This is a genomic window from Streptomyces sp. NPDC002889 (assembly GCF_042888425.1).
Lineage (GTDB): Bacteria > Actinomycetota > Actinomycetes > Streptomycetales > Streptomycetaceae > Streptomyces.
The window spans coordinates 140089-160162 of sequence record NZ_JBIAPT010000009.1 but is presented as its reverse complement, the minus strand read 5'-3'; the positions used below and the strand labels follow the sequence as shown (position 1 = coordinate 160162).

11 protein-coding genes and 2 pseudogenes are annotated in these 20074 nt (G+C 71.4%); 7 read left to right on the top strand and 6 right to left on the bottom strand.

Annotated elements, in window-relative coordinates:
* Genes ACFYWI_RS15700 through ACFYWI_RS15690 form a run of 3 tightly spaced genes read right to left on the bottom strand, consistent with a single transcriptional unit; the run spans position 1 to position 11481 of the window.
* Positions 1–303: an acyl carrier protein gene (locus ACFYWI_RS15700; protein WP_389231370.1), complete on the bottom strand. Its 303-nt coding sequence runs from the start codon at positions 301–303 to the stop codon at positions 1–3.
* The gene (locus ACFYWI_RS15695) at positions 300–4730 is read right to left on the bottom strand and encodes a beta-ketoacyl synthase N-terminal-like domain-containing protein (RefSeq protein ID WP_389231367.1); all 4431 of its coding nucleotides are present in this window, start codon (positions 4728–4730) and stop codon (positions 300–302) included. The genes ACFYWI_RS15700 and ACFYWI_RS15695 overlap by 4 nt, the downstream gene beginning before the upstream one ends.
* Positions 4723–11481, bottom strand: coding sequence for an SDR family NAD(P)-dependent oxidoreductase (locus tag ACFYWI_RS15690; protein ID WP_389231364.1), 6759 nt, complete (start codon positions 11479–11481; stop codon positions 4723–4725). The genes ACFYWI_RS15695 and ACFYWI_RS15690 overlap by 8 nt, the downstream gene beginning before the upstream one ends.
* Positions 11482–11835: 354 nt before the next feature.
* Between ACFYWI_RS15690 and ACFYWI_RS15685 the strand changes: the two genes are divergently transcribed.
* Positions 11836–12729, top strand: a complete 894-nt coding sequence (locus tag ACFYWI_RS15685; protein ID WP_389231361.1) for a LysR substrate-binding domain-containing protein — start codon at positions 11836–11838, stop codon at positions 12727–12729.
* Positions 12730–13530: 801 nt separating this feature from the next.
* Here the strand turns inward: ACFYWI_RS15685 and ACFYWI_RS15680 are convergent.
* On the bottom strand, positions 13531–13785 hold the full coding sequence (locus ACFYWI_RS15680; protein ID WP_389231358.1) for a hypothetical protein: 255 nt from the start codon (positions 13783–13785) through the stop codon (positions 13531–13533).
* Between the two features lie 298 nt (positions 13786–14083).
* Here ACFYWI_RS15680 and ACFYWI_RS15675 point away from each other — a divergent pair, with 298 nt between their 5' ends.
* From ACFYWI_RS15675 to ACFYWI_RS15665, 3 genes and pseudogenes are all read left to right on the top strand, one after another.
* Complete coding sequence (locus tag ACFYWI_RS15675) at positions 14084–15025, top strand: serine protease (RefSeq protein WP_389231355.1); 942 nt, start codon at positions 14084–14086, stop codon at positions 15023–15025.
* Positions 15026–15065: 40 nt separating this feature from the next.
* Positions 15066–15191 (top strand): annotated as a pseudogene (locus ACFYWI_RS15670) (VWA domain-containing protein); the annotation flags it as partial.
* The gene (locus ACFYWI_RS15665; RefSeq protein WP_389231352.1) at positions 15188–15349 is read left to right on the top strand and encodes a hypothetical protein; all 162 of its coding nucleotides are present in this window, start codon (positions 15188–15190) and stop codon (positions 15347–15349) included. The pseudogene ACFYWI_RS15670 and the gene ACFYWI_RS15665, both read left to right, overlap by 4 nt.
* 3 nt (positions 15350–15352) lie before the next feature.
* Here ACFYWI_RS15665 and ACFYWI_RS15660 read toward each other — a convergent pair whose 3' ends face one another.
* Both ACFYWI_RS15660 and ACFYWI_RS15655 read right to left on the bottom strand, forming a co-directional pair.
* Positions 15353–16639, bottom strand: coding sequence for a hypothetical protein (locus tag ACFYWI_RS15660; RefSeq protein WP_389231349.1), 1287 nt, complete (start codon positions 16637–16639; stop codon positions 15353–15355).
* A 51-nt stretch (positions 16640–16690) separates the two neighbouring features.
* Positions 16691–16864 (bottom strand): annotated as a pseudogene (locus ACFYWI_RS15655) (integrase core domain-containing protein); the annotation flags it as partial.
* Positions 16865–16989: 125 nt separating this feature from the next.
* On the opposite strand from ACFYWI_RS15655, the gene ACFYWI_RS15650 reads away from it, so the two are divergent.
* The 3 genes from ACFYWI_RS15650 (at position 16990) to ACFYWI_RS15640 (ending at position 20061) form a co-directional block, all read left to right on the top strand.
* Positions 16990–17463, top strand: a complete 474-nt coding sequence (locus ACFYWI_RS15650; RefSeq protein ID WP_389231346.1) for a hypothetical protein — start codon at positions 16990–16992, stop codon at positions 17461–17463.
* 65 nt (positions 17464–17528) lie between these two features.
* Positions 17529–17831, top strand: coding sequence for a hypothetical protein (locus ACFYWI_RS15645; RefSeq protein ID WP_389231343.1), 303 nt, complete (start codon positions 17529–17531; stop codon positions 17829–17831).
* Positions 17832–18171: 340 nt separating this feature from the next.
* Positions 18172–20061, top strand: a complete 1890-nt coding sequence (locus ACFYWI_RS15640) for an ATP-binding cassette domain-containing protein (RefSeq protein ID WP_389231340.1) — start codon at positions 18172–18174, stop codon at positions 20059–20061.
* Positions 20062–20074 lie beyond the last annotated feature (13 nt).

Here is a 20074-nt window from a genome sequence, read left to right as displayed (position 1 = left end):
TCAGCCGGCCGGAGCCGACACGGGTGTGCCGGAGATATGGGCCACGAGGTCGCCGACCGTCAGCGCCAGGATCCCCTCCATGTCCTTCTCGGCCAGGAAGGAGATCAGGTCCGCCGCGGCGCCGTACCGCTGCTGGAGCAGTTCGGCGAGCGCGACGAACTCGATGCTCTCCAGCGCCAGGTCCTCGTTGAAGGTGGTGTCGAACGTGATCTCTTCCGCGAGGAGGAACTCGTCGCCGACGGTCTGCACGAGCATGGCGGTGATCTCGGCGAGTATTCGCATCGCCGTGGGGTCGGATGTCATGGCTGGGCTCCGTCCGGGTCGGGGGTGGGGGATACGGTCCAGGCGACGACGTGCGGGCTGGGTGCGGTGTCCGGTCCGGACAGGTCGTGCACGGTTTCGGTTCGTACGCAATGGGCGCGGCCATCCGGAGAGACCACGCGGAGCCCGGCCGTTCCGTCGGTGACGGTCCACTGCCGAAGGCGTCCGCCCAGGCCGGTGCCCTCCGCCTTGGCCGCGGCTTCCTTTGCGCACCAGAGCGTGGTGAGCGCGTGCGCCTCGCCGTGTCCGTCACGGGCGGCGATCTGTTCGGCGAGCCGTCGTTCGTCGGCGGTGAGCGCGACACGACTCAGGGCGGCGGGGTCCTCGGTGACGGTCTCGATGTCGATGCCGACGGCGTGGGTGGGGTGGGCATACGCCACCGCGAGGCGGTCCTTGTGGGCCAGCGACATCCGCAGCCCGGCGGTGAGCGGACCCTCGGGGTGCGGGCGGCCCGCCTCGTCATTGCCGACCGTGAACTCCACGGGGAACAGGGGTCCGGCACCACGGTCCCAGAGGAGCTGGCGTACGGCGTCCTTCGCGGCGATCCGCCCGAGTAGCCAGGCCGCGCGGGCTCGCGGCGCGCGCTGCTCGTACGCCGCCCGCTCGGCGGCACCGAGATAGCGCCGCATCACCAGCTCCTGCGAGGCGGGATCGGTCCAGCGACGCCGGGCCAGACACCAGCCGCCGGGCTGCGGCTCGCCGATGCCGCAGATCTCCGGCGTGAACTTCATCGGCCATACCCGCTCGTCGGCGGCAAAGCGCCGGTACGTCCAGCCGTCCAGCCGGGCCAGTACGGTGCCGTCCGCGCGGACGAGCTCCACGTCGCCCTGTACGGCGTCCGGCCGCACGGAGCGGATGCGGGCGGTGGCGCGGATCAGCGAGCCGTCGCGGGGCACCGGTCCGTACAGGCTGACCCGCTCCAGCGACGCGGGAAACACCAGCCGGTCGACCGGCAGCCGCAACTGCATCCAGTGGCCGAGGAGTTGACCGGCCGCGTCGAGCAGCGCGCCGGGCGCGGGCAGGGCCCGCAGCACCCCGCGAATGCCGTCGTCGGCGACGGCGGACACCTCGTGGACACCGGCGAAGCCGGGACCGTGGAACATCCACCGGTCGCGGTAGAGGGCCTCGGCGCTGACGGGAGCCGGGCCTTCGCGGGTCAGTGCGGAAGGATCGCGTGCGGGAGGGGAGGGGTGGCGGGATCCGAGCACGACGGTGACGCTCGCGCACCCGCCGATCTCCACGCGTACACGCCCGCCGGCCTCTGGAGTGACGGTGAACTCCGCGTCGACGGGGGGCGCGACGGGCAGCCAGCGCAGAGCCCGTACGTCGTCGAATCCGGTCACGGTGGTCTGCGGCACCGCTTGGAGGGCGGCGTCCGCGGCGAGGTCGAGCAGGGTGGTCATGGGGACGACGGGGAAGCGGTCGGAGGGCTCGGGCCAGGCGTCGGGCTGGAGGTAGACGCAGTGGTCGCGGACGTAGGGCATGGTGTCGAGGGACAGCTGTCGGATGGTGGCCCCGGACGCCGGCGGGGTACGCCAGCCGTCGGCGACGGCGCGCGCTGCTTCTTCGGCCTCGTCGAGCACGGCGTCGAGGGCCAACTGCAGTCGCGGCCGATCGGCGAGGTGCGTGCGGGCGGTCCGGGGCGGTCCGGCCAGTTGGAGCGTAGGCGCGGCGGGACCGAGGCGGATGAGGGGCGAGCCGAGATCGAGGGGTACGGAGCGGGGCGCGGGGCCGGTGGGCTTCGCGGAGTCGGCTGCAGCTGTCGGCGCCACCGGCTCGGTGCTCATCAGGGCAACGGATTCCGGCTCGCGTTCGACCAGAGCGTCCCAGCGAACGTCCCGGCCTTCCGTCCACAACGCCGCCGCCAACGCGCGTAGTTGGGCGATGCCGGTGTCTCCCCGGGACGCACCCGCCGAGACCGCCAGGTGGGGGTGGCCGTGCAGGGTGTCCGAGACGAAGCCCGGGAGGCTGCCCGGGCCCAGCTGGACGAAGGCGCGCACGCCCTCCGCGTACAGGCGGTTCGTCAGCTCCCGAAAGCGCACCGGTTCCAGCAGGTGGCGGAGCACCACATCCCGTACCTCGCGCTCGTCGGCGGGGTACGGCGCGACCGTGGTCGCCGACCAGACCGGCACCGTCGGGGGCCTCAGCGGCAGGCGGCCGAACGCGGCGCGGACCTGGTCGAGGTACGGGGCCCACATCGGCGTGTGAAAGCCCGAACGGAACGGTAGCTCCTGTGTGAGCACACCCTGCCCGGCCAGCCGCCGCAGCGCTTCCCCCACCGGGCGGGGCTCTCCGCAGAGCACCGACTGGTGGGGGCAGTTGTCGTGGCTGACGGCCACCCCGTCCATGCCTTCCAACACCTCGGCCGCCTGCCGGGATCCGCAGCCGATGGCCGCGTACACCAGATCCGGAACATCGAGGTCGCCCGGCCGCAGCGAGTCGAGGAACGTGTCGACGGCCCGCTGTGGATACATCCCGGCGACCACCATCGCGGTCCACTCGCCCAAGCTGTGCCCCGCCAACAGATCGGCCTTTATGCCGAGTTCGGGCAGGACGCGGGCGAAGAACCGACCGACGGCGATGGCGTCCACCGCTCGCTCCACAAGTGTGCCGCCGTGGGTCAGGGCGGGCCGGGGCAGGCCGAAGTGGTCGGCGACGTCGGCGACGTACGGCGCGAAGTCCGGCTCCAGGCCCGGGAAGACGAACGCCAGCCGGCCGTCGTGCGCGAGCAGCGGGCTGGGGGTGAACCAGACGCCTCCGCGACCACGCCACGGCCTGCCACGAGCCACGACCGCCGCGGCCAGCGCCTGGCGTTTGGGGGTCAGTCCGAGGACGGCGAGGCGGCAGGGTCCGGCCGTCGACGGCATGACTTCTCCAGGCAGCGCCTCGACCAGACGGCCGAGTTCGGCAGGAGTCGTGGCGGCCAACAGCGTGACATCGGCCGACACGGGCCGTCGGACACGGCCGGCCGGGACGACCGCTCCCGGTGCCTCCTCCAGCACCACATGCGCGTTGATCCCGCCGAACCCGAACGCGTTCACCCCCGCCCGCCGCGGCCCGCTCCCACGCCGCCAGGGCTCCGCCTCCGTCACCGGACGCATCCGTGTCCCGGCAAAGCCCTCGTGCGGCTCTTCCAGATGGAGGGTCGGCGGCAGCGTCCCGTGGTGCACGGCGAGTACCGCCTTGATCAGCCCGGCCATCCCGGACGCCTGCATGGTGTGGCCGAGCATCGACTTCACCGAGCCCATCGCCACCGGTTCGGCGCCCGGCGTGCGCCGCCCGAACACCTCACCGAGCGTGACGAGTTCGGCCTCGTCGCCGACGGGCGTTCCGGTGCCGTGCGCCTCGAGCAGACCGAGCGCGTCGGGCGCTGTCGGGTCGAGGCCGGCCTGCGACCAGGCTTTCCGCAGAGCACGGACCTGGCCGTCGACGAGCGGGCTCATCAGGCTCGCGGCCCGCCCGTCGCCCGCGACGCCCACTCCCCGTACGACGGCATAGACGCGGTCGCCGTCGCGCTCGGCATCGGCCAGGCGTTTGAGGAGTACGACTCCGGTGCCCTCGGACAACAGCGTGCCGTCGGCGCGGCGGTCGAACGGGCGGATGTGCTGGCTCGGGCTCAGCGCCCGCAGCTGGGTGAAAACGCTCCAGAGCGTAGCGATATGGCAGTGGTGCACGGCTCCGGCGGCCACCACGTCGCAACTGCCGCTCGCCAGCAGACCGACCGCCTGCTCGACGGCGATCAGCGACGACGCGCAGGCGGCGTCGAGTGTGTAGGCGGGGCCCCGGAAGTCGAGCCGGTTGGCGGCCCTGGCCGCGGTGAAGCTCGGTACGAGGCCGATCGAGGCCTCCGGCTGCTCGGGCCCGAGCCCGGCCTGGAAGGCGTCGCGTACGGCGGCGATCCGCTCGTCGCCGAGTTCGGGTGCGAGTTCACGCAGGGTCGCGGCGAGCTGATGGGCGGTGCGTACGCGCTGGTCCAGGCGGGCGGTGGCGACGCCCATGAACCCGCCGCGGCCGAGGATCACGCCGATGCGGGAACGGTCGGCGGGCAGCCGCTCCTCGCCTCCCGCGTCGGCCAGGGCCTCGGCGATGACGCGCAGCGCGAGCAGCTGATCGGGCTCCGCGCCCGCCACGGCCGCGGGCATGATGCCGAAGCGGGTCGGATCGAACGCGGTGAGGTCGTCGATGAATCCGCCGCGCCGGCAGTAGAAGTGGTCGCTGCGGGCGAAGCCCTCTGACGCGCCCGGGTCGTAGTAGACCTCAGGGTCCCAGCGGTCGGGCGGCACATCGCTGATCGCGTCGGTGCCGGCGAAGAGATTGCGCCGGTAGGCGGCCAGGTCCCCGGCACCGGGGAAGACCGCGCCCATGCCGACGATGGCGGCGTCGGTCGGGCGTGGCCCGCCGTCAGCCATGGGAGGTCTCCCCCGCCATGAGCACGACCTGCCCCTCGGTGCCGTGCGCCAGTTCGGCGAGGAACGCCGCGGTCCCCGCTGCCGGATCGAGGACCGGGATTCCGCGGCTCGCGTACATCCGCTCCAGCTCGGGTGTGACCATGCCGCCGGCCTCGGCTGCCCACGGGCCCCAGTCGACACTCAGCACACGGCCTGGGAACCGGCGTGACCAGGCGGGGGTGGTGGCGAGCGTGTCCAAGGCTTCGTTGGCGGCCGCGTAGTCGGCCTGGCCGCGGTTGCCGAAGACACCGGCGACGCTGCCGAAGAGAGCGAGGAAGGCGGGGGCCGGATCCTCGCCGTGGTCGGCGGCGGCGTGGGCGAGGTGGCGGGCGCCGTCGACCTTGGTGGCGAAGACCCGCGCGAAGGATGCCGGGTCCTTGTCGGCGAGCCGGCGGTCCTCGATGGTTCCGGCGCCGTGCACGATGCCGTCGAGACGGCCGTGGCGCGTACGGATGTCGTGCACGACGGCGCGTACGGCTTCGGCGTCGGTCACGTCGGCGACGTGGTAGCGCACCGAGGCGGCTGTGCTGTGGAGGGCGGCGAGCGTGGCCCGGACCTCACGCGCGACGAGGATGCGGGTCGCCTCGTTCTCGATTTCGGCGGGTGTGCGCAGGCCTTTCCCGAACAGGGCGGCACGCAGGGACACGCGGTCATGGGCGTGGCCGACGGCCGGGTCCTCGGTGTCCTCGGGCCGTGAGGTGCGGCCGACAACTTCGATGTGGCAGCCGGTCGCCTTGGCGAGGGCGAGGGCCGTGCGCGCGGTGATGCCACGGGCTCCCCCGGTGAGGAGGACGACGGCGTCACGGCCGATCGGGAGCGGTGGCATCGCTTCGGTGACCGGCAGGGGCGCGGCCACGGTCCGCAGAGTGTTGCGGGTGCCGTTGGTGTAGCCGATGACCAAGGGCTCGTCGGGCGCGCACAGTTCGGCGATCAGATGGGCGGCGATCCGCTCGGGGCGGTCCTTGGGGTCGACGTCGACGGCGCGTACTGCGGTGCCGGGGTGCTCGATCGCCGCGGTGCGGGCGAAGCCGTACAGTCCGGCGCCGGGGACGGGGTCGGGCGAACCGGTCCGGCCGAAGTCGCCGCCGCGGCCGGTGACGAGCAGGAGCCGGTGCGTTCCTTCGGTCAGAATGTCGCGCAGCGCGGCGAAGTTCTCCGGAAGCACGGGCACGGGGGCGGGTCGCAGGGCGCTGAGGTCCACGACGCCGTCTGCTCCTGCAGCGTCCGCGAGCCGGTCCGGGTGGAGTGTACGCACCTCTGCGCCATGGGACTCCAGCGCGGCGGCGAGGGCAGCGGCGACACCGAGCCCGTCGTCGGCGACGGCGAGCCGCAGTCCGGGGAGTACGTCGGCGGGGTCGCGGGTGTTGGCCGGCCCGATGGGGGCGACCTCGACGACCATCCGGTCCGGCAGCAAAACCGGCGCGGCGGCTTCCTCGGGGGCCGGGGGCGCGGCGGCCCGCACCGGCACGTCGTCCGACACCGTTTCCGCCGCCGCGTCCCGTGTCACGATCCAGTCGACGATCCCGCCGATGGTCTTCAGCCGGGACAGTTCCTCGACGGCCGAATTGGCCGGGCCGTCCGCTCCCCGCGGCAGCCCGATCCGGTCGGCCAGCGCGCCGATGATCTCCACTCGCTTGATGGAGTCGACCGAGAGGTCGGCCTCCAGATCCAGCGTCGGGTCGAGCATTTCTCTCGGGTAGCCGGTCCTGACGTGGACGATTTCCAGGACCGTGTCCAGGAGTTGATCGGGCGTCAGAGGCGGATGCCCGGCAGCGGGCTCATCGGAGTCGACTCGCACCGGCGCAGGCACCGCCTGCGGCTCCGGCAGCGGCTCCGGCAGCGGCTCCGACACAGTTCTCGGACCGGCCTCGGCGCCCAAGTACCCCAGCAGTACGTCCCGCTGCGCGGCCACGAGTTCCCGTGCCCCACGCAGGTACTCCAGTACTGCGTCCTCCCGCCGGTCCACGGCCTCCGCCGCCGCACGAACCGGGGTCACCCGCCGTGCCGGGAGCAGTCCACCCGCCACCGGAACGCCGTCCGCCGTGCGGACGAGGTGGCCGTCGACCAGCCATCCGGCTCGGCGGGGCGGCTCGGCAGGCAGGGCGGAGGCGCGGCCGGCGAACAAGGGCTCCGGGTCGAACGGAATCCCGGCGGCGGCGAGTTCGCCCAGCGCGTTCACCAGGCGGGCCAGGCCGTGCTCGCCCACGATGTCGATCGGCACCGCGGTGTGCGGCCGGTCGCCCAGAATGCGGCCGACGAGGCCCGTGAGCACCCGGCCCGGGCCGGCCTCCACAAAGGTCCTCACTCCCGAGGCGTACATCGCTTCGATCTGCTCGGCGAATCGCACGGGTTCGGCGAGTTGACGCGCGAGGAGCGCCCGTACGGACGCCGCCTCGACCGGATAGGGGCTCGCGGTCGTGTTGGACCACACAGGGATGGCGGGCTCGGTGACGGACGCAGCGGCCAGCTCGGAGGCCAGCGCATCCGCTGCCGCCGCGACGACCTCGCTGTGGAACGCGCAGGCGACCGGGATGCGTTCCGCCCTGATTCCCGCGTCTCGCAGCGCTCCGATCGCGGCGTCGACCGCCGCGGTCGGGCCGGAGATGACGCTCTGCGCCGGTGCGTTGTGGTTGGCGAGGACGCATCCGGGCGGCAGTTCGGGCAGCTCGCTCGGCGCCGCGGACACGGCTGCCATCGTTCCCGGGTCGTCGTCTGCCGCGGCGAGGATCGCATGGGCACGCCGGTCGCTGAGCCGCAGCAGCGTCTCGGTGTCGTACGCGCCTGCGGCCCAGAGCGCGACGAGTTCGCCGTACGAGTGGCCTGCGGTGCAGTCGGGACGTATGCCGAGTGAGGTGAGCAACTGGTGAGCGGCGGCGCCCGCGATGCCGAGGGCGGGCTGGGCGGTGCGGGTGTCGGTGACGGCGGCGCGCTGGGCGGCTCGCTCCTCGGGGGTGAAGGCGGCGGGCGGGAACATCGCGGCCGCGAGGCGTGGATCCGCCTCGTACAGCAGCCCGCGCAGGTGGGGAAAGGCGATGAACAGGTCGTTCAGCATGCCCGGGCGCTGGCTGCCCTGGCCGGGGAAGAGGAAGGCGGACCGGCCGCCCGAAGCGGGCGCGGCGTCGTGCACGTAGACGCCCTCGCCGGAGGCGTAGGTCCGGGCCCGGTCCAGCTTCGCGGGCAGGTCGTCCAGGCCCGTGGCGACGACCGCGATCTGGATGGCTCCCTCGCCGCGCGAGGTCTCCGCGGCGAGGTCGCGCAGGGGCCAGGGCCGGCCGGCCGCGTCGTTCTGCTCCAGACGCGCGGCGAGGCGGTCGATGGCGCCGAGCGCGGCGTCCCGGTCGGCTCCGCGGAAGCAGAACAGCTCGGCGGGCCAGGCGTCCAGGCCGTGCTCGGGCTCACCGCCGCCGTAGGGTCCGTCCTCATGACCCGAGAGCACTGCGTGGTAGTTGGTGCCGCCGAAGCCGAAGGCGCTGACGCCCGCGAACCGCTTTCCCGGGGGCGCGGTCCACGGCCTGGCCTCGGTGTCGAAGCAGAAGGGGCTGGCGTCGGGCTTCCAGTCGGGGTTGGGGCCGGCCAGATGCAGCGTCGGCGGCCGTACGCCGGAGTGCACGGCCCGTGCCACCTTGATCAGCCCGGCCAGGCCCGCAGCGCATTTGGTGTGGCCGAGCTGCGACTTCACGGATCCGAGCGAGCAGGAACCCGCCCCGGAGTCTGCGAAGACCTCGGTGAGGACGGCCAGTTCGGTGCTGTCGCCGACGACGGTTCCGGTGCCGTGTGCTTCCACCAGGCCGATCTCGGTGGGTGCGATTCCCGCGCGCCGGTAGGCGCGTTCCAGGGCCCGTCGCTGTCCTTCGGGCCGGGGCGCGGTGAGGCCGAGGGATCGTCCGTCGCTGGACGCGCCGACGGCCTTGACGACGGCGTAGATGCGGTCACCGTCGCGTTCGGCGTCCGCAAGGCGTTTGAGTACGACGCAGGCGACGCCTTCGCCGAGTGCGATGCCGTCGGCGGATGCGTCGAAGGGCCGACAGCGGCCGGTGGGCGACAGGGCTCGTACAGAGGCGAACATCAGGTAGTCGTTGATGCTGTTGTGCACATCGGCGCCGCCGCAGAGCACCATGTCGCTGTCCCGGTCGCGCAGCTGCTTGCAGGCCAGGTCGAGTGCGGCGAGCGAGGACGCGCAGGCGGCGTCGATGGTGCAGTTGGCGCCGCCGAGGTCGAGTCGGTTGGCGACGCGTCCGGCGATGACGTTCGCGAGGACTCCGGGGAAGGAGTCCTCGGTCAGCTTGGGTAACTGCTCGTCGAGTTCGGGCGGCAACCGGCCGAGATAGCCCGGGTGCACGGCGCGGAAGCCGTACGCCCCGGCGAGGTCGGTGCCCGCTTCGGCGCCGAAGACGACGGAGGTGCGGGAGCGGTCGAACTGCCGCCGGCCCGCGTATCCGGCGTCGGTGAGTGCACGGGCGGCTACGTCGAGTGCGAGCAGCTGCACCGGCTCGATGCTGCCGAGTGAAGCGGGAGCGATGCCGTGTGCGAGCGCGTCGAACGGTGCGGCCGACAGGAAACCGCCCCACCGTGACGGGGTGCGCTCCCCCGCGCGTGCCGGGTCGGGGTCGTAGTGGATCCCGGGGTCCCAGCGGTCGGCCGGGACTTCGGTGACGGAGTCGGTGCCGGCGACGATGTTGGACCAGTACGCGGCGAGGTCGTCCGCGCCGGGATAGCGGCAGGCCATGCCGACGACGGCGATGTCCAGCGGTTCCTCGGGCCCGGACGTCGGCGCGCCCGCTCGCAGCTCCTCGAGTCGCTCTTCGAGCAGCCGTGTTGCCCCGTCGGTGACCTGGGTGTGCAGATCGGCGACGGTGATGACGGCGGTGCGTGCGCCGGCGATCTGGCCGAGCATGTACAGACCCTCATCGCGCTGCACGGCCTCGTCCACCGGCACGAGTCCCGTCTCGGTGCGGCGCAGGCCCTTGCTGGCGAGCCGCAGCCGTCCGAGGTTGAGCTTCTCCAGTTCGGCCCAGATCTCGCTCTGGCTCGCGCCCTCCTGCCGCAGCCGTTCCGCCGTGGCGGTGAAGGCGTCGACGTACGGCGTGGTGGCGCACCGGGTCGCATGGCCCGGGGAGGTGTGCAGCAGGCTGGTGGCCTCGCAGCCGATGGCTTCCTGCTGGAAGCCGGGCAGGACGGCTCCGGCGGTGACGGCATCCTCGGTGAACAGATAGGCGGTGCCCATGACGACCCCTGTCCGGGCTCCGCGCTCGGCCAGCGGGCCTGCGGCGGTCATGGCCATCGCGGCGGACCGCTCGTCGTGGATGCCGCCGGCGAACAGCACGTCGAGTTCGGCGGCGTACGGGCACGCGAGCAGCCGGTCGATCTGCTCCTCCCATAGCGGGAAGGCGGCGCGCGGGCCGATGTGGCCGCCGCACTCCTGCCCTTCGAAGACGAACCGCCGCGCGCCTTCGGCGAGAAACTGCTCCAGCAGTCCTGGTGAGGGCACATGCAGATAGGTCCGGGTGCCTGCGGCCTCCAGCTCGGCGGCCTGCGCCGGCCGGCCGCCGGCGATGATCGCGTACGGGGGTCGGGCGTCGGCGACGGCGGCGAGCTGTTCGCGGCGCAGTTCGTCGGGCGCGAAGCCGAGCAGGCCGACGCCCCAGTCGCGGCCGGCCAGGCGTGCGGCGGTCTCGGTGAGCAGTTCGCGTACGTCGGAGCCGTTCATCACGGCCAGCGCGACAAAGGGCAGCCCGCCCGACTGCGCCACGGCGCAGGCGAAGGCGGGCCGGTCGCTGACGCGGGTCATGGGCCCTTGGGCGACGGGCAGATGGCCTTCGCCGGGGCGAGGCTGGAGCGGACGGGCCAGTACGGCCGCTTCGAGGTGGCCGGTGATGGCCGTTCGCACCGCCTGTACGACGGAGCCGGTGGTGCGGTGGCGCGCGGCGAGCCGGGCGGCGGCGGCTCCGTCCTGGCCGACGGGCAGCGGCTGCGTGCGCAGACCGCGGGCGCCGAGCTGTTCGGCGACTTCGCCGTGAACGGGTGCCAGATCGGGGCGGGTGTAGATGCGGTGGCCCCCGACGACAGTGGTTTCGCTGCCGTCCATGGCCCGGATCGCGGCCTCGACGTCGGCGGGCAGTCCGTTCACGCCTTCGGTGGTGAGCGCGAGCTGGGTGTCGAGTACGACGCCGGCGGCCCCGCCCGCGACGGCTGCGGCGGCCGTGTGCGTTCCGATGCCCCCTGCCGCATGGATCGGCACGGTCAACTCCGGGTCGGCAAGGAGCAGTTGGAGCAGGACAAAGGTGGTCAGCTCGCCGACGCGGCCGCCCGCCTCGTGTCCTTTGGCGACAAGTCCGGACGCTCCGGCGGTGACGGCGGCACGGGCCTCGGCGATGTCGACGACCTCGGCCCATACCCTGCGCGTGGCCGTGCGCGCCCCCCACCCTGTCGTTCCGGTGCGCCAGTGCTCTGCGGCGAGCAGGACGGTGTCCACTGTGTCGGGCAGTTCGTCCGGTGCGACGAGGCATCCGGCCGGTATTCGTACGCCGTACCCCCGTCCCCGCAGTGAGTCCATCGCGGCCCGTGCCCGTTCACGGTCCCTGCCGAGGTCGAGCATGCCCAGCGCGCCGGCACGTTCCGCGGCCGCGACCATCCGCGCGTCGGGCTCCTCGAACGGGCTCACCACGACGACGAGATCCCGTACGGTGTGCCGGAGGGTGGGGTGAGGGATCACGGGCTCTCCTTGGGTTCCGAGCAGGGCCGGGCGAGGGAGCGAGCGTGGCGCATGTGCCTCATGTCCACGGAATACCGGTGGCACGGCACCGCGGATACGCAGGCATGACAAGGCGCACCGCGACGGGTCCCAGGAGGTACGGGCTCCTGTTCGTCAAGGCGGTACCGGGCGGTAACCCGCCATGCCGCTTGAATCCTGCGGCGGTCGGCCGTCAGAGTCAACGCTCAGCCGCCGGCCATGCCACAGAGGTATGGCCTGTCGCCTGCGGAACCACCCTCAACTCCCCGGTATTGACGGGAGTTTGTTCCCATTCGCGCTCTTACACCTGCAACACCCCAGGGCTACCGTCCGCACATGACCCCCACACTTCAGCAGCTGCGTTACCTCGTCGCCGTTGCGGACTGCCGATCCATCACGGCCGCGGCGCACTCGGTCTACGTCGCCCAGCCCGCGCTCTCCCGGTCCATCCAGTCGCTCGAACGCGACTTAGGGGTGGAGCTCCTCGAACGCACGACCTCGGGCGCGACGCTCACGCCGGAAGGCGCTCGTGTCGTGCGGCTGGCCCGCACCGTCCTTGACGCCGTGGAGGCGATCGAGGACATCCGTCCGGCGCATGCGGGCTGCTCGCGCGCCTCGCTGGCGGTCGCCGCGACGCCGACCCTCTCACTGGATCTCGCCGCCGACCTGGTGCCCTCCTTCGCCGAGCGCCATCCCGCCATCGACGTACGCCTGCTCCAGCACGATAGCCGCGAGGCGCTCGTACGGGCCCTGACCGACGGCGCGGCGGAGCTGGCGCTGGTCGATCTGCCGGTCGACAAAGAACTGTTCACGCACCATCTGCAGGACCGGGAGATCGTGCTGATCTCGCCGCCCGGCTCGGGGCTGCCCGATCCGGTTCCGTTCCGCATGCTCGACGGTCTGCGGATGGTGCTGCCGACGCCCGGTACCGGCCCTCGCGCGGAGCTCGACGCGATGTTCGGCCGGCTCGGTGTACGGCCCGTCGCGGTGGTCGAGTCGGACGAGCGGCTGGCGTGGGTGGCCAGCGTCGCGGACGGTCGTGGCTCGCTGATCTGGTACCGGGACATGGTCTTACGGGCTTTCGGCAGTCGCGTGGAAGTCAGATCGTTCACACCGCCGTTGCTGCGTGCTGTCGACATCGTGCACCCGCGCCGCCCGCTCAGCTGCGCCGCCCGCGCGTTCCTCTCGCACGCCCGGCACAACGCAGCGGTGCGGGAGCCTGCGAGATAGGGCGACGGGTCCTCGTGCCTGCCGGGCATCGCCCCATGCCCAACCGGCGGTACACGCTTGGGCCTGGAGTGCTCGACGTTGCTGATGGTTCGGCGCCCCGACGGCCGCTTCTGACCAGGCTCTTGGCGGTGTGACGCCGTGTCGCGAAGGTTGTCGTCTCCTCCCTCTTGACCAGTTTGCCCGAGGAGATCTGGAGAGCCGGAGCGGTTGTTGTTCCCTCTCTCGGCGTAGTGCTCGCCCTTGGAGTCTTCCACCACTGCGACCGGTCCGCGCAAGTGGACTACATTACGAACCTCGATGGCGCCGGCCGGCTTCCACCTCCAACCTGGCTTACCCGCTCGCTTTCCCTTCTGGCAGGAGGGCTGATCGCCGTCGGCCTGAACGTCTGGCTGGGATCCTTCTAGGACCGAGCGGCCTTGACCCCAGAGCTACGAGAAGGCCCGGCCCCATCACGCGATGGGGCCGGGCCTTCTTTGCATTCCGGTGGCGGCGTTCACAGTCGAAGCAACAGGACCCCTGCTGAGGCAACACAGCCTCGCCACCGAGACTCTCCTCGACGAAGCTCGCCACCCCAGGACCTCAACGGCGAAGCCGCCCCCGTTCCCGGAACCCTCAGGGCCGCTTCACGTTTGGTGAAGAGGGCTATCACGGCGTGATGACCCGCCCGATCAGTGTTCCGCCTCGATTGGGCCCGGCGACGCCTGGACCAACCGCCGCAAACCCTGCATGTCCAACCAGCCTGCGCGTCTCCGACAAGGTACCGACCCAGATTCCGCAGACCGGGCACCCCAGCAGAGGAAGCTAGCGGGAAGGGACCGACGAACTGCCCGCCGACGGCGTCGACTCCGATTCTGCTGCTGCCATTTCCCCCCTTCCCATACCCAGCAGAAGAGCGAGGACTGTAATCACGCCCAGCGCCACCCCGATGGCGCCCACCAGGTCTCCCCGGGCTGGCGCACCGAATTGAGTGCGCATCGAGTGCTTGAAGACGGCGACCCCGACGACACAGCCAAGGACGAAGACCAGCGCCGCTTCGGGGGCAATCTGTACGGTCATACCGAGCCTCCTGGCTCCCGGGGCCTGCCCGCCGCGACTCCACATCCCGCGGACAGGCCCCTTGGTCGTGGCCTGCCGCGCCCCATGCAGCATCGGCAGACCGGAACGGGAGCGGAACCCCCAGAGCCCGCCCATTTTTCCTCTGCTTCTATTCAGCACCCGTCTTCGCAGTGCCTTGCTTCCCCATGCCACTAGCGGTGGGGGGCAAGCGATGATCTGCGGAAACGGGCACAGGCGGCTGTCTCCTGCGTGACACTCTCTGACACACGCTGACAGTGAGCTCGCGAGGGGGACGGCGATGAGCCGCAGAGGGGCCCGCGGTGTGGAGCTGCCGCCCGTGGAGGAGTTCCCGGCCGGGCCACGCCGGGTCCTGCTGGAAAACCTGCACATCCTGTACCGGGCCGCCGATCAGCCCGGGGTCCGCGCCATCAGCGAAGGGCTGGCAGACGGCGACTTCCGCGCCACGATGAACCGGGACTTGGTGGCGAAGATTCTCGGCGGCCGCAGATGGCCCACGGCCTGGCAGCTCGACAGCCTCGTCCGGTGGCTCGCCGACCGGGCGATCGGCCCCGCGGACGTCAAAGACGAGGTCGTGCGATTCCTACGGCTGTACGAGCTGGCGGAAGGGGACGGAACCCTGCGGATGCAGTCCCCGACGAATTCACGCATCAGGATCACTCGCGCGGAGGGCCAGTCTGTCGGTGCAGGAGTCTTACTGGGAGACGGAAGCGTACTGACACGCGCCCATGTCGTCGGCGAGAGGACGAAGGACTACTACCGGAACACCCTGACCGATGAGGACGTGCTGATCCAGTGTGTGGAAGGCGACCAGAAGAGCCGACGGGCGCACTTGCTCTGGTCGTCACAGTTGCCGCCGGATGGCTGGGACCTCACCTTGCTCACGCTCGAACCAGCGATCGGGCGCAGAGCGGGGCCCCGCTGGGGTGCGCCTCGGGCGGGGGCGCGCGTAAGGGTGTACGGCTTCCCCAAAGCCGCGCACGAGGACGGCGTCTGGTTCACCGGGAACGTGATCGGACCAGGTGGTGGGAACGGAGACTGGCAACTCGATCTCGCCCGCCCGGATGCCCTGTCCTTCCAAGGGTTCAGCGGCGCCGGCGTCTACGACGACTCCGGCTTCGTCATCGGCCTGATCTCCACAGCCCTACCCAACACCACCTTTGCGTGGATGACGCCACCCGAGGTCCTTGCACGCACGGTCCCCTCCTGGCCACGGCAATAGACCCGAGACACGCCCTGCTGGCTAGTGCCTCGCGGAGTTCAACGAACGGTTCGGCCGACGCGGCATGGCGCACGGCGCCGTGGTTGTCATCGTCTCCGACGGTTGGGACACCGGCGCGCCCGTCGATCTCACCACGCACATGGCGCGGCTGTCCCGCGTCGTATGAGTCAACCCCCGTACGGCCAGCCCCCAAACCGTCCGCTCGTCGGCGGCATGGCCGCCGCGTTGCCCTACTGCGACGCCGTCGTCAGCGCCCACAACTTCGCGGCCCTGGACGACTTCGCCGCCGCCCTGTCCGCCCCTGGCCGGCGACAGTGCGGGTGAGCCTCACGCGCGCGGCGTGAAGCGCCAGGCCGCGAGCGCCGCCTCGGCGCGGCTGCGCAGCGCGGTGTTGAGATCGCCGAGCGCACGGATCACCTCGCGGTAGCCGTCGAGCTCTAGCGCGACGAAGTAGTCGATCACCACGCGGCCACCGGGCTCCACCACGAGCGTGATCACCGACGCGCCGGGCAGGAACGTCTGCTGGGGCGCGGCCGGAAAGCTGGTGCGGGCGAGCGCCACCAGCAGCCCCTCGATCCGCGTGGGATCGACCCGGCCGCGCACGCTGCGGACCTCGCCCTTGACCTGCTGCTGGTAGCCGAGAGTGCCGTCGGTCGTCAGGGTCAGGATCTGCCGGCCCCACGGGGCGTCGGCCGCGGTCGGGTGGCCCTGCTCGAAGGTGATCGTGCGCAGCGCCGAGGTCGTACCAAGCGCGGCCGGGACCTGGCCCTCGCCCACGCAGGTGCTGCAGGTGCCGTAGTCGCAGGCCCTGCAGGGCAGGGCATCGTCGTCGAAGGTGGTGCCCTCGCACAACGCGCAGCCACGGGTTCCGTGACACTCGTAGCACTGCGCGAAACCGGGGTCGGCACCCTCGCGCGCCGACCGAGGCGGGCCGACCGGGTGCCAGCGTCCCCGGCTTTTGCACTGGTTGCAGCGCCCGCTTCCCTTGCACGAGCGGCAGCGGCCGTCGACCGGCGCGACCCCCGGCAGATCGGGCGGGACGCCGGTGCCGCGGCAGGTCGCGCAGATGCCGGTGCGGTCACACGGCCGGCACGGCACCGTGCGCACCGCAGGCACCCGCATTGCGGCGACCGGGGCGTCGTCGTCACCGTCGTCGTCGGACCGGTAGGTCACATGGCTGCGCCCGTCGGGCTGGTGGGTGACCACCTGGCGTAGCCGGTCGCCGTGCCAGGCATAGACGTCGCGCGAGGTCGGCGCCCCGGAGCCGTCGAAGTGCTCCTCGACCTGGGGCCGGCCGTCGAGATCAGTCTCGGTGCGGGCCCGCGCGGTCAGGGTGCCGTCGGCGCGGTGGTAGCCGCGCTCGATCACCCGGCCGGTCGCGGTCCGGGTCGTGCACACCACCTGGTACGGGACCGCACCGTAGCGCGCGGCGTGCCCGGCCGGCTCGACACCGTCGTAGACCACCTCGTGGATCGCGCCCTCGCGGATCCGCTCGACGATCGACCCGGCCCCGGCGTCGATCCGCCGCACGTGGTGGGGCCGGCGCGCGGCCTCGTCGGCGGTGAGTTCGTCGTCGGGCTCGCAGCTCTGATGGGCGAAGTAGCGGGTAATCACATCGGCAAGTATGGGTCCATCGCCGGAGCGTACTCCGGCGATGGAAAGCATCTGGCGCAACGCAACTTCCGTGAACGGCTCGCAGCCGTCGAGGAGTTCACACCGCAGGGTCCGGTGGAACCGCTCGATCTTCCCTGCGGTCGTCGGCGACCGGGGCTTGGTCAGCCGATGCACGACCCCATTCTCCCGGCAGTTCCGGAACAGCACCTCGCCCGGGGCCGCAGGCGTTGGTCGCGATCCCGCCCGGTCTGTACGTCATGGCGGCCACGACGCCGGGCCGACCTCCGGTGGGCGGGTCGAGGGCGACGGGACGGCGGAAAGGGTCGGCGTGTGAACGGCACAATAATCCGGTGAGCATCCCGATCGCGATTTTCAGGCTCTTCAGCTACCGGCCTTGCGGGCACGAACTGCTGGTGCGCGTTCGTCGGCCCGCCGCCTCGAACGCTGATCAAGGGGCGCTGGATGCGGCCGACGACGTCGCCGACTCCGCGACGGAGTTTCTTCGCACCTGGTGGGAGCGACGGCACTTGCAGCGCGAGTGTCCGCACCAGCACACGTCAAGCCTGGTCGCTGAGATGCAGGAGGAACCGGTCGGAGAGGACCTGTTCGGCTCGGGTCTTCGGCAATTCGCGGTATGGGTGGCGGCGACGAAGTACGGCACACCGTGGATGGTCCTCGGGACCGCATCGACCGAAGCGGAGTTCTGGCAACGAGTCCAAGACGACTCCGACCTTCTCGATCTTGACCCCCAGGCTCCCGCCGAGCTGCACCACGTCTACTTCCTCACCGACGAGGACGGCCGATCAAGCCTCACGCACAGCTGAAACAAACCTGCTGCTCGGCCGCCGACCGCAGTCGGCGGCCGGGCCAACCGGCTCGGTGATCCCGCGTGGTCCGGGCGGACTTTGGCACCAATCCTCAGGAGTGGGCGGCCGTGCTCACCGGCGGGATTGCCTATCTCGGTAACCGGCCTGCCAACACCACAGGCAACTACGGCTGGAACGACCTCACCGAGGGACCGTTCGGGGACAGCTTTCCCGAGAACGCCTGCCAAATCGGAATTCAGATCCCGTCGCCCAACGTGGTCCTGATCCAGGTGCTGACTACCAACGGCGAGGTGCAGGAAACCCGTTGCGCCCCCTGCCAGGACCAGTGGGTCCAGCTGGCCTCACCATGGCCGGCGAACGTCTAAGCGTCGGAAGACCTACGCAGTGAACCAAGCAGCGCCGAACCGAACCGCCGCACCAGGACATCTCGAGCGCCCGCGCAATCAAGTGACGGGGTGTAAGCCGCCACGGCTCCCTCCCCCGGTTCAGGCGCTGAATCCGTGCATCGCACACTGCCGTTGTCGGCGTTTCGGCCAACCCTCCTGCTTCGGACTCCTGTTGCAGGAGGCGGGTCGATGCATCCTCCATGCTCCGACACGCGTTCTATCTCGGGATTCCGAGACCGACCGAAACACATGTGTTCGATATCTCGGCCGGCTCGTTGAGCCTCACGACCACGCCGGACGACCGTCAAGGGGGACCACGTTGACTTCGGCCACAACGAACGAACAGCAGGACACCGCGCCTCCTCCGCCACCGCCGGCGGAGATCACCTACAGCGGGCAGTACTCCGTCAATCCGCTCGCCGAGGTCTCCTTCCGGCGGATGTGCGCGCAGATCCCGGCCGTCCTGGGCCGGATCGCCCGGCTGTCGTGGCGGACCGACCGGCGGGCGGTGCAGATCCTTCTCGGCTGCCAGGTGGTCACGGGCGTCTCGGCCGCCGTGCTGCTGGCCGCCACCGCCCGCGCCATGGAGCCCGTCCTCGGGGACGGCTCCGCCGGCGACCGGCTGCGCGGGGCCCTGCCGGCGCTGCTGGTGCTGGCGCTCGCCGCCGCGCTGGGCCGCGGCGCGGGGGCGGCGGCCACGTACGCCGAGCGGCTGATCACCCCTCGGCTGACTACCGAGACGGACAGTGCGCTGGTCGAGGCGGTGTGCCGGGTCGAGGCAGCGGCGTACGCGGAGGACGGGTTCTCGGACCGGCATGAGGCGGCCGAGATGGGGGTGATTCGCACCCACGTGATGGTCACCGACGCCCAGCGTTTCCTGTCCGCGCTGATCCGCATGGTCACCGCCGGCGGCGTGCTGTCGGTGCTGAACCCGCTGATGTTGCCGCTGCTCCTGCTCGCGGTGTTGCCGGCCGGTGTCGGCGCCGTCCTGACCGCCCGGGTCGACTACGAGATCCACTACGCCAACGTCGCCGACCGCAACGTGCGCGGCATGATGCGCTGGTGGGCGACCACGTCGAAGTACGGTGACGAGGTCCGAGCCAACTCGATGACCGACTACCTCATCTACTGGTATCGGGCCCTGTCCGACCGGTGTGACGGGCGCACCCTGGCCGCCGCGCCGCGGACCCTGCGGATCGCCCTGCTCTCCGCGCTGGCCGGCGGTGTCTTCCTCGTCGCGACCTGGGGAGCCCTCGCGTGGCTGGCGGTGTCCGGCCGGATCGAACTCGCGGTCGCCGCCACGGCCGTCATCGCCGTCCAGACCACGCTCGCCGCTCTCTCCCAGGTCGTCATCAACGGCGCCGCGGTCTTCCACACCAGCCTTTACCTGAGCGACATGCAGTCCTTCCTCGACGCCGCCGCCGCCCGCGCCCCCAAGCGCGGCCCCCGCAAGCTCACCACGCCGGTCGAAGAGATCCGGCTCGAGGAAGTCGTCTACCAGTACCCGGGCAAGGACAAACCCGCCGTGGACGGTATCTCCCTCACCCTGGAGCGCGGCCAGATCCTCGCGATCGTCGGAGCGAACGGCTCGGGGAAGTCCACGCTCACCCGGCTGCTCACCGGGATCTACCTGCCCGACAAGGGCAAGGTCACCTGGAACGACGCCGACCTCGCCGACGCCGACCCCGCGACTGTCTGGCGCTGCACCGGTCTGGTGCCCCAGATCTTCGCCCAGTGGCCGCTGCGGGTCCGCGAGAACGTCACCCTCGGCCAACCCCATACCCACGACGACGCCCCGGTGTGGGAGGCCATCGACGCGGTCGGCCTGCGCGAAGCCGTCGAAGACCTCCCAGCCGGCCTGGACACCCTCCTGGCCCGCGACGTCTTCGGCGGCTCGGAGCTCTCCGGCGGCCAATGGCAGCGCGTCGCCTGCTCCAGGGCCCTGTACCGCCGCCCGGGACTGCTGATCCTCGACGAGCCCACCTCCCAAATGGACCCGCGCGGCGAACACCAGATCTTCGAGCAGCTCAAGGCCACCGCCGCCGACCGCATCACCATCGTGGTCACCCACCGCCTGGAGAACACCAAGATCGCCGACCACATCATCGTGATGGAACACGGCCGCATCACCGAACAGGGCCGCTTCGACGACCTCGTCCACGCCGGCGGAACCTTCGCCGAGCTCCTGGAACTCTCCCAGGACCGCTGACTGCCCCTTCCGA

Excerpts from the sequence above, each read along its gene's own strand:
- ACFYWI_RS15680 (WP_389231358.1), bottom strand. The coding sequence starts at position 13,785 with ATGACCGTACAGATTGCCCCCGAAGCGGCGCTGGTCTTCGTCCTTGGC.
- ACFYWI_RS15675 (WP_389231355.1), top strand. The coding sequence starts at position 14,084 with ATGAGCCGCAGAGGGGCCCGCGGTGTGGAGCTGCCGCCCGTGGAGGAG.
- ACFYWI_RS15685 (WP_389231361.1), top strand. The coding sequence starts at position 11,836 with ATGACCCCCACACTTCAGCAGCTGCGTTACCTCGTCGCCGTTGCGGAC.
- ACFYWI_RS15695 (WP_389231367.1), bottom strand. The coding sequence starts at position 4,730 with ATGGCTGACGGCGGGCCACGCCCGACCGACGCCGCCATCGTCGGCATG.
- ACFYWI_RS15700 (WP_389231370.1), bottom strand. The coding sequence starts at position 303 with ATGACATCCGACCCCACGGCGATGCGAATACTCGCCGAGATCACCGCC.
- ACFYWI_RS15665 (WP_389231352.1), top strand. The coding sequence starts at position 15,188 with ATGAGTCAACCCCCGTACGGCCAGCCCCCAAACCGTCCGCTCGTCGGC.